A 9237-nucleotide genomic window follows, 5' to 3' on the forward strand; every position below is an offset into this window, starting at 1 on the left:
TGTGGGAGAGTAGGTCGCCGCCGCAATTATTTGTACGGAGAGAGGCTGATCGCTGACTCCTCGTCTTCACCGTGAGGGTGAGGATGGGTCGAGTCGCGGTCGGCCTCTTTTCGTGTACCCAGATGCTTTTTGCCCCCCCTCGTGCTGAGTGGATACCTGATTGCGCTATCGGGGTCCTTTAGCGCAATTGGGGATCCACTCGGCCTACGGGGCTCTTCCTCCCCGCGGCGAGTGGATAGTTGATTGCGCTATGGGGGCCCTCAACGCAACTGGGGATCCAATCGATCTCAGGGGCCGGGGCCGGTGCTGAGTAAGACTGAGGGCCGTTCGGGGCATCGGCACGGGCAGCTCTGGACCCCGCTGCGCATGGGTGTGGAGCCGGGGCTGGCTCCCGACCCTCGAGTGGGCCCTCAGTTGCGGTATCGGCGTCCTCAAGGCAACTGGCGATCCACTCGAGCAGGGGAGTGGGTGTTTCCGCTCCAGAAGCTCTCCTGGCTCTGTCTGCCGGCTCTCGGCCGCCCTGGCACTGTCTGCCGACCCTCCGCTGGCCCTGCTGGATTGAGACGTGATTCGAGTGTGCGCTGCCTTGCGCTGAGGGGTGTTTCAGCGCAAATGGGTATCCACTCGGCGAGAGGCAGTGGCCTTGGCCGCTCTCGTCGTCATGGCGGGGTCGTGGGCTTCTGGGGGCGTGGTGCCGCTTCCCGCTGCGGTGCGGCACTGGTGCTCGCTGTGCGGTGAGACGAATGACGAAGGCCCCGAGCCTCCTCCAGAGAGCTCGGGGCCTTCGCGTCGTCCGCGCTCAGGGCGCGGGAGCAGATCACACAGCAGAGGGCTGCGGATCCTCAGCGACAGCGTCGTCGTCGATGTCCTCCGACTTCTTGTAGAAGCGGTCGATGGCCACGGCGATCGCACCGTCACCGGTCACGTTGGTGGCCGTGCCGATCGAGTCGATGGCCACGTAGGTGGCGATCATGATGGAGATCGCAGTCTCGTCGAAGCCGAGCATGGACTGCAGGATGCCCACGGCGGCCATGATGGCACCGCCGGGAACGCCCGGTGCGGCGACCATGGTGATGCCGAGCATCAGGATGAAGCCGAAGTACTGCACCGGATCGATCTCGATGCCCGTGACCATCATGACGGCGGTGGAGAACAGCACGATCTTCACGGTCGAGCCGGCCAGGTGGATCGTGGCGCACAGGGGGATCGTGAAGCCGGCGACCTCCTCGCTCACCCCGTTGTTCCGGGCGGCCTGCAGGGTCACCGGGATGGTGGCCGCGGAGGAGGACGTGCCCAGGGCTGTGAAGTAGGCCGGCAGCATGTTCTTGAGCAGGCGGATGGGGTTCTTCTTGGCGATGGCCCCGGCGATCACGTACTGCAGGAGCAGCAGGATGATCGTGAGCACGAACGCGGTGATGACCACCTTGAAGAACGTGGAGATGACCGTCCCGATCTGCCCGTTCATGGTCAGCGACAGGAACGAACCGAACACGTAGACCGGCAGCAGCGGGATCACGATGCGGGTGACCACGAGCATGATGATGTCGCGCAGCTCCTCCAGACCGCTCTTCAGCGTGGTCCCGCGAACCATCGTGATGCCCACGCCCACGCAGAAGGCGAGCAGAAGCGCGGTCATGATGTCGAAGGGCGGGGGCATCTCGATGCTGAAGAACGACGACAGCGACTCCTCCGAGGGATCGCTCAGTGCGCCGCCGTCGTGGGTCTCATCGGCCAGCAGCGACGGGAACAGCGCCATCGAGGTGCCGAAGGCCATGAGGCCGGCACAGATGGTGGAGCCGTAGGCCACGGCGGCCGTGATCAGCAGCCACTTGCCGGCGCCGCGCCCGAGGTCCGCGATCGCCGGAGCGACGAGGGCCAGGATCAGCACGGGGATCAGGAAGCCGAGGAAGCCGCTGAAGACGCCGTTGAACGTGACGAAGACGCGAGCGATCGGTTCCGGGAAGAACAGGCCGCACAGGGCGCCGAGCACGATGGCGACGACGATTCTCGTCAGCAGTGAGGACAGCATTCGATGGAGCATGGAGGGTCTTTCTTCAGGGTCTGGGGAGGCGGCCCTGAGACCAGCTGTGGTGCGCTCGCTCAGGTGCTGCGACCGGTTCTGCGATCGGCGGACGAGTAGACTGTGCCGTCCATGGCTCAGAGGCCGCATCCGCTGCGGCCTCACTATGGCACGACTGCGCTCGGATGAGCTGCAGATCACGGAATTGTTGAACACATATCTGCGCGACGCGCACCGGAGGACTGAGATGGCCGAGGCCTGGTCGCAGGACAGCAACGATCGCGGCGAGGACCGGGGCGGCGATCGTCGGACTCCGGGGCGGGGTCGCGACGATCGCGGCGGCTCCGGATACCGATCGTCGGGGCAGGGGCGCAGCGGCGCCCGGCGTGACGATCGCCAGGGTTCGGGCCGCGGCTTCCGCGACGACGCGCGCGGCGGATCCCGCGATGGTGAGCGACGCGGCTTCCGCGGCGACGATTCCCGCAGCGGGCGCGACGCACGCGGCGGCTCCTCGCGCGAGGGCCGCGGCGGCCAGGGACAGCGCTCGGGCGGTCCTCGGCGTGATTTCCGCGGCGACGATCGCCGTGGGGCTCAGGGCGATCGCTCGGAGGGTCCGCGCAGGGACTTCCGCGGCGATGATCGTCGGGGTGGCCGCGATGAGCGCTCGGGTGCTCCGCGTCGTGACTTCCGCGGCGACGAGCGTCCGGACGACCGGGGACCCCGTCGTGACTTCCGGGGCGGCTCTCAGGGCGGCGGCTCCGGTCGTCGCTGGGAGGACCGCGGCGGGCAGCGCAGGGATGATCGCGGCCCGCGTCGGGACGGCGATCGCCCCGGCGGGCGCGACGATTCCCGCGGCGGCGCGCGCTCCGGCGAGCGGCGCAGCAGCTGGGGCGATGACCGTCGCGGAGGACAGTCCCGCTCGACATGGCGCGACGAGCCGCGTCACAGCAGCGAGGCACGTCGCGGCGGCGAGGGGCGTCGCGACGAGCGCAGGGACGACCGTCGAGGCCCGGGCACTCGCCCGGACGGCGGTCGGGACGGCGCCCGTGATGATCGCCGCGGCGGCTCCCGCGGCTCCGGCTCCCGCGGGGGTTCCAGAGGAGGGGACTCCCGCGATGGCCAGCGTCGGGGCTTCCGCGGCGACGACTCACGCGGCGGGCGCAGGGATGATCGGCAGGGCGGCTTCCGCGGGGAGCGTCGGGACGGACGCCGCGATGACCGCGGCGGCCAGCGGCGGACGTCGAGCTCCTTCGAGGAGCGCGGCCGTCCGGTGCGCGCCCCACGTCCGGAGGTCGATGCCGACATCACCGGCCAGGAGCTGGACCGCGATGCCCAGTTCCAGGTGCGCGCGCTCGAGGCCGACAACGCCGAGGCCGTCTCGCAGCACCTGGTGATGGTCGCCCGCTACATCGAGGACGATCCCGCCTTCGCGCTGGAGCACGCCCGCTACGCCGTCAGCCGCGCCGGTCGCGTGGCCGCGGTCCGCGAGGCCGCAGGCGTGGCCGCTTATGAGAACGGCGAGTACCACGAGGCCCTCAAGGAGCTGCGCACGTACCGCCGCATGACCGGCGACGACATTCACCTGCCCCTGATGGTCGACTGCGAGCGGGCCTTGGGCCGTCCGGAGAAGGCCCTGGAGCTGGCGACCTCGGAGGGCGTGGCCGAGCTTCCGGCCGATGCCCGCGTGGAGCTGGCGATCATCGTGGCAGGGTTGCGCCGGGACGAGGGCGACGCCGACGGCGCCCTGAAGGCCCTGGAGATCCCGCAGCTGGACCGCAACCGCGGCTTCTCCTACAGCCCGCGCCTGTTCCGCGCCTACGGCGAGGCTCTGCGCGGCGTCGGGCGGGAGAAGGAGGCGACCGCCTGGGATCGGCAGGCCCTCGTGGCAGAGGCCGCTCTGGGCACCGGCCCGTTCGAGGACCCGGAGATCGTGGACCTGGGCGAGGACGAGATCGGAGTGGAGCTCGACTCCGCCGAGGGTGCCCAGCGCGACATCGACCGGGTCTCCGACGTCACCGGGCAGTCCGACGCCGAGGCCGAGGCGGACGACGCGGCGCATGGCTCCGAGGAGCCCGCTGCGCAGCATCAGCCGGGCCTCGACGACGAGGACCTCGCCTCGATGGGCGGGGAGTCGGCCTCCGCCGACGGCTTCGACGACGATGAGGATCCGGCGCCGTCGTCGGGCCCGAGCGGCATCGTCCGCGACGCCGCCGCCGATGACGACTCCCTCGCGGATGGTGCTGCGAGCGAGGGCGAGACGGAGCAGGAGGACTCCTGAGATGACTCGGCGACTGATCGACGGCTGCGACGCGATCCTGGCCGACCTGGACGGCGTGGTCTACGCCGGTCCCGGGGCGATCTCGGAGGCTCCGGAATCGCTCGAGCGGGCCAAGTCCGAGGGCGTGCCGGTGATGTTCGTGACGAACAACGCCTCGCGCGCCGTCGAGACGGTCGCCGAGCACCTCAGCGAGCTCGGTGTGGCGACCCGCGGCGAGGACGTGGTCAGCTCCGCGCAGGCCGCCGCCCAGCTGCTCAGCGACCGCCTTCCGGCCGGATCGCGCGTGCTGATCACGGGGGCCCAGGCGCTGTCGGACTACATCGCCGAGGCCGGCCTGACTCCGGTGAGCTCCCAGCACGACGACCCCGTGGCGGTCGTCCAGGGATTCGACCCGGAGATCGGCTGGAGCGATCTGGCCGAGGCGGCCTACACCCTGGCCGATGCCTCGGTGCTCTGGATCGCCACGAACACCGACGGTTCGATCCCGCGCGAGCGGGGCATCGCCCCGGGCAACGGGACGCTGGTGGACGCGGTGGCCAGGGCGACCGGGCGCACCCCGGAGGTCGCGGGCAAGCCCGAGGCCCCGATCTTCCGCACCGGCGCCCAGCGCCTGGGGGCTCAGCGCCCGCTGGTGATCGGCGACCGGCTGGACACCGACATCCTGGGCGGCAATCGCGCCGGCTTCGCGACCGCCCTGGTGCTCACCGGCGTGGACACGGTGCGCACCGCTCTCGGCGCGATCACCGACGAGCGCCCCGGTCACCTCATCGCCGATCTCACGGGGCTCTTCGTCCCGGAGGCCGAGATCGCCGTGGAGGAATCGGACGGCGCCAGCATCGCGCGCTGCGGTGCCGCGCAGGCCACCGCGCACGACGACGGTCTGCGGATCTCCGGTGATGAGGACGACCTCGACGCCTGGCGCGCCGCCTGCGCCGCCTGGTGGGCCCGGCATCCGCAGGTCGACACGGCCTCGATCCCCGAGATCGAGTGGACGGCGGCATGACCCAGTCGTTCGAGCCCTCGCAGAGCCCCGGGGTCCAGCGCGTCCTGCAGGACCTCGAGGACCTGGACCAGCGCCCCGTGGGCGAGCACGCCGCCGCCTATCAGGACGCCCACGAGCGGCTGACCCGCGAGCTCGAGTCCGCGCAGTCGCGCATCGCCGATGCCGGCGGGACGTCGTGAGCTCTGAAGGAGCGAGCGGCGAGCGGCTGGACCGCGCCCTGGTGACCCGGGGCCTGGCGCGCTCGCGCACCCTGGCCGCCCGATGGATCGCCGAGGGCCGCGTGAGCGTGGACGGGCAGCGCACGAGGAAGGCCGCGCAGCCGGTGGCTGCGACCTCCGAGGTGGAGCTCGAGGAGGCCGAGGGCCCCGAGTACGTCAGCCGCGCCGGGCACAAGCTGGCAGGGGCGCTCGAGGCGTTCCCGGACGTCGTCGTGGAGGGGCTGCGCTGCCTGGACGCCGGAGCCTCCACCGGGGGATTCACCGACGTGCTGCTGCGGGGCGGGGCACGGGAGGTCGTGGCCGTGGACGTGGGCCACGACCAGCTCGTGCCGCAGCTGCGCGCGGATCCGAGGGTGCGCGTGCACGAGGGCCTGAACCTGCGCTACATGGCCCCCGAGGACATCGGCGGCCCTACCGAGCTGACCGTCTGCGATGTCTCCTTCATCTCCCTGACCCTGGTGATCGCACCGCTGGCGGCGGCCACCTTGCCCGGCGGGCACCTGCTGCTCATGGTCAAGCCGCAGTTCGAGGTCGGAGCGGATCGACTGGGCCGCGACGGAGTGGTCGCCTCGGAGCAGCAGCGCCTCGAGGCGGTCGAGAAGGTGGCGGCCGCAGGCGTCGCTGCGGGCCTGATCGAGCTCGGGCGGACGCGCTCGCCGCTGCCGGGCCAGGACGGCAACCATGAGTTCTTCCTGCACCTGCAGCGTCCGGTGCCGGCGCCGTCCTGAACCGGAGGGCAGAACCGGGCCCTCCGTGTGCCGTCGGTCGGAGGACGTAGGGTGGAGCGCATGATCGACGACTCCGGCATGCGCGCGCCCGCCTCACGACGCATCCTGGTGCTCGCCCACATGGGACGTCCGGAGGCCCGGGTCGCAGCCCAGCAGACACTGCGCCAGCTGGCCGACTCCGGCGTGGAGGGCGTCCTGACCGCCGAGGACCGCGACGCCATGCTGCGCGCTCCGGAGGTGGACGAGCTGCCCCCGGTGGGAGTGGTGCCGGACAACTGCGCGCTGTCGGACATCGAGCTGGTGGTCGTGCTCGGCGGCGACGGCTCCATCCTGCGCGCCGCGGAGGTCGTCCGCGACGTCGAGGTCCCGCTGCTGGGTGTGAACCTGGGCCATGTGGGGTTCCTGGCCGAATCCGAGCGCTCCGGCCTGGCGGAGACGGTCCAGGCCGTCGTCGACGGCCGCTACACCGTCGAGGACCGCATGGCCCTGGACGTGCGGGTCTGGCACGCGGGACGCCCCGTGCTGCACACCTGGGCGCTGAACGAGGCCTCGGTGGAGAAGGGCGACCGCGAGAAGATGCTCGAGGTCGTCACCGAGGTGGACCGCAGGCCCCTGTCGTCCTTCGGCTGCGACGGCGTCATCATGGCCACTCCCACCGGCTCGACCGCCTACGCGTTCTCCGCCGGGGGACCGGTCGTGTGGCCGGAGGTCGAGGCGCTGCTGATGGTCCCGCTCTCGCCGCACGCGCTGTTCTCGCGGCCACTGGTCGTCTCGCCGTCGTCCATGATCGCCGTGGAGGTGCTCACCCGCACCGATGCCCGCGGCGTGCTGTGGTGCGACGGCCGCCGCACGGTCGAGCTGCCTCCGGGATCGCGCATCGAGGTCACCCGCGCCGAGCGGCCCGTGACCCTGGCGCGCATGCATCGCACGCCGTTCTCGGAACGCCTGGTCAAGAAGTTCGGCCTGCCGACCGCAGGCTGGCGCGGCCCCGTGGAGCAGGACGAGATCTCGGACGCCACCTCCACGCTGCCGATCGTCCAGCCGGACTACCGCACGACCATCCGCCGCCAGGAGCCGGGCATGCCTCAGCACCTGTCCGTGGGCCAGGAGATCCCGCAGGCCGATCATCCGGAGGAGGGCTCATGATCGAGGAGATCCACATCCGCGATCTCGGGGTGATCACCGATGCCGTGCTCCCCCTGGGGCCGGGGCTGACGATCCTCTCCGGCGAGACCGGCGCGGGCAAGACCATGGTCGTGACCGCCCTGGGCATGCTGCTGGGACGCCGCGCCGACGCCGGCGCTGTGCGCGTGGGCGCAGAGAAGGCCGTGGCGGAGGCCGTCGTGAACGTCTCGTCCGATCACGCCGCGGTGGCTCTGGTGGAAGACGCCGGGGGAGACGTCGACCACGAGCAGGACCGCGCCTCCCTGCAGCTCAGCCGCACCGTGGCCGCCACGGGGCGCTCGCGGGCGCACGTGGGCGGACGCAGCGCCCCGGTGGCTCGGCTCGGCGAGCTCGGCGAGACCCTGGTGGCCGTGCACGGGCAGTCGGATCAGCTGCGGCTGACCTCGGCGGCCGCGCAGCGCCATGCGCTGGACACGTTCGCAGCCGTGCACGACACCGGCTCGGCACGCGGTCGGAAGAAGGCCGCCGAGAGCCGGGGCTTCGAGGAGCTGCTGGGCGAGTACCGTGCGGCGCTGTCGTCGTTCGAGGCCGTCGAGGCCGAGCTCTCCGAGATCCGCGAGAAGGGCCGGGAGCGCGCGCTCGAGGCGCAGTCGCTGCGGGCCGCGCTCGAGGAGATCGACGCCGTCGAGCCGGTCAGCGGTGAGGACGAGGCCCTGAACGCCGAATCGCAGAAGCTCACGAGCCTCGAATCGCTGCGCGGCGCCTCCATGACCGCGCACGCGGCGCTGTCGGGAAGCGAGGAGGATCCGGACGCGGCGTCGTCGATCCTGCTGGTGGACCGGGCGCTGTCTGCACTCGAGCAGGAGGCCGACTCCGATCCCGAGCTCGAGCAGCTGGCCCAGCGCGTGCGCGAGCTGTCCGTGCTGACCAACGACGTCGCGGCGGATCTCTCCGCCTACGCGACCGGCCTGGACGAGGACGGCCCCGCGCGGCTGGCCGAGGTCGAGGCGCGCCGAGCCGCCCTGCGGGGGCTGACCAAGACCTACGGCGCGGACATCGACGAGGTCCTCGCCTTCGCCGAGACCGCCCGCACCCGGCTGGAGTCCCTCGGCGATGATCCCCACCGCGAGGAGCAGCTCAGCGCGCAGCGCGATCAGCTGCTGGAGGCCCTCGAAGCGCAGGCGGGCGAGCTCACGCAGCGCCGTCGCCGTGCCGCCGAGCAGCTCGCGCAGGAGGTCGGCACCGAGCTCAAGGCGCTGGCCATGCCCAACGCCGCGCTGATCGTCTCCGTGGAGCCGTCGCAGCGCTTCGACCGCTGGGGCCGCGACACCATCGAGTTCCTGCTGCGCGCCCACGCCGATGCCTCGCCGCGGCCTCTGGGCAAGGGCGCCTCCGGCGGTGAGCTCTCGCGCCTGATGCTGGCGCTGGAGGTCGTGCTGGCCGCCGTCGACCCCGTGCCCACGTTCGTGTTCGACGAGGTCGACTCCGGCGTGGGCGGCAAGGCCGCCCTGGAGATCGGCCGGCGCCTGAAGATGCTGGCCCAGAACGTGCAGGTGCTCGTGGTGACGCACCTGCCGCAGGTCGCGGCCTTCGCCGACGAGCACGTGCTCGTGACCAAGAGCTCGGACTCGACCGTCTCGGATGTGAGCGTGCTCTCGCCGGACGAGCGCGTCGTGGAGCTCGCCCGCATGCTGGCAGGCCATGAGAACTCGGAAGCAGCGCAGGAGCACGCCCGCGAGCTGCTGCGCGATGCCTCGGCCCACAGCTGCGGGGAGGGCTCCAGCTCCACGACGACCTCCTGCGGCTGCGGATCGCCGAGCAGGACCTCGGCCGGATCGATCGGCTCGGCCAGGACGTAGTCGTCT

At 71.5% G+C, this 9237-nt stretch carries 7 protein-coding genes; 6 read left to right on the plus strand and 1 reads right to left on the minus strand.

What is annotated here, in order from left to right:
* Positions 1-817: 817 nt before the first annotated feature.
* The gene (locus tag FFS25_RS12970; RefSeq protein WP_137803209.1) at positions 818-2029 is read right to left on the minus strand and encodes a dicarboxylate/amino acid:cation symporter; all 1212 of its coding nucleotides are present in this window, start codon (positions 2027-2029) and stop codon (positions 818-820) included.
* 238 nt (positions 2030-2267) lie between these two features.
* On the opposite strand from FFS25_RS12970, the gene FFS25_RS12975 reads away from it, so the two are divergent.
* Genes FFS25_RS12975 through recN form a run of 6 tightly spaced genes read left to right on the plus strand, consistent with a single transcriptional unit; the run spans position 2268 to position 9231 of the window.
* Positions 2268-4298, plus strand: coding sequence for a tetratricopeptide repeat protein (locus FFS25_RS12975; protein WP_137803210.1), 2031 nt, complete (start codon positions 2268-2270; stop codon positions 4296-4298).
* Position 4299: 1 nt separating this feature from the next.
* Positions 4300-5301 (plus strand): HAD-IIA family hydrolase, encoded by a 1002-nt coding sequence (locus tag FFS25_RS12980; protein ID WP_137803211.1) that lies wholly within the window; start codon positions 4300-4302, stop codon positions 5299-5301.
* On the plus strand, positions 5298-5480 hold the full coding sequence (locus FFS25_RS12985) for a hypothetical protein (RefSeq protein WP_137803212.1): 183 nt from the start codon (positions 5298-5300) through the stop codon (positions 5478-5480). The genes FFS25_RS12980 and FFS25_RS12985 overlap by 4 nt, the downstream gene beginning before the upstream one ends.
* Positions 5477-6247, plus strand: a complete 771-nt coding sequence (locus FFS25_RS12990; RefSeq protein ID WP_137803213.1) for a TlyA family RNA methyltransferase — start codon at positions 5477-5479, stop codon at positions 6245-6247. Before FFS25_RS12985 ends, FFS25_RS12990 begins: the two co-directional genes overlap by 4 nt.
* Before the next feature lie 60 nt (positions 6248-6307).
* Complete coding sequence (locus FFS25_RS12995) at positions 6308-7393, plus strand: NAD kinase (RefSeq protein ID WP_249933907.1); 1086 nt, start codon at positions 6308-6310, stop codon at positions 7391-7393.
* Positions 7390-9231 carry a DNA repair protein RecN gene (recN, locus tag FFS25_RS13000; RefSeq protein ID WP_249933908.1) on the plus strand — a complete coding sequence of 614 codons (1842 nt, stop codon included), beginning with the start codon at positions 7390-7392 and terminating at the stop codon, positions 9229-9231. Before FFS25_RS12995 ends, recN begins: the two co-directional genes overlap by 4 nt.
* Positions 9232-9237: the final 6 nt, after the last annotated feature.

The organism is Kocuria sp. 2SI (assembly GCF_005502825.1).
Lineage (GTDB): Bacteria > Actinomycetota > Actinomycetes > Actinomycetales > Micrococcaceae > Kocuria > Kocuria palustris.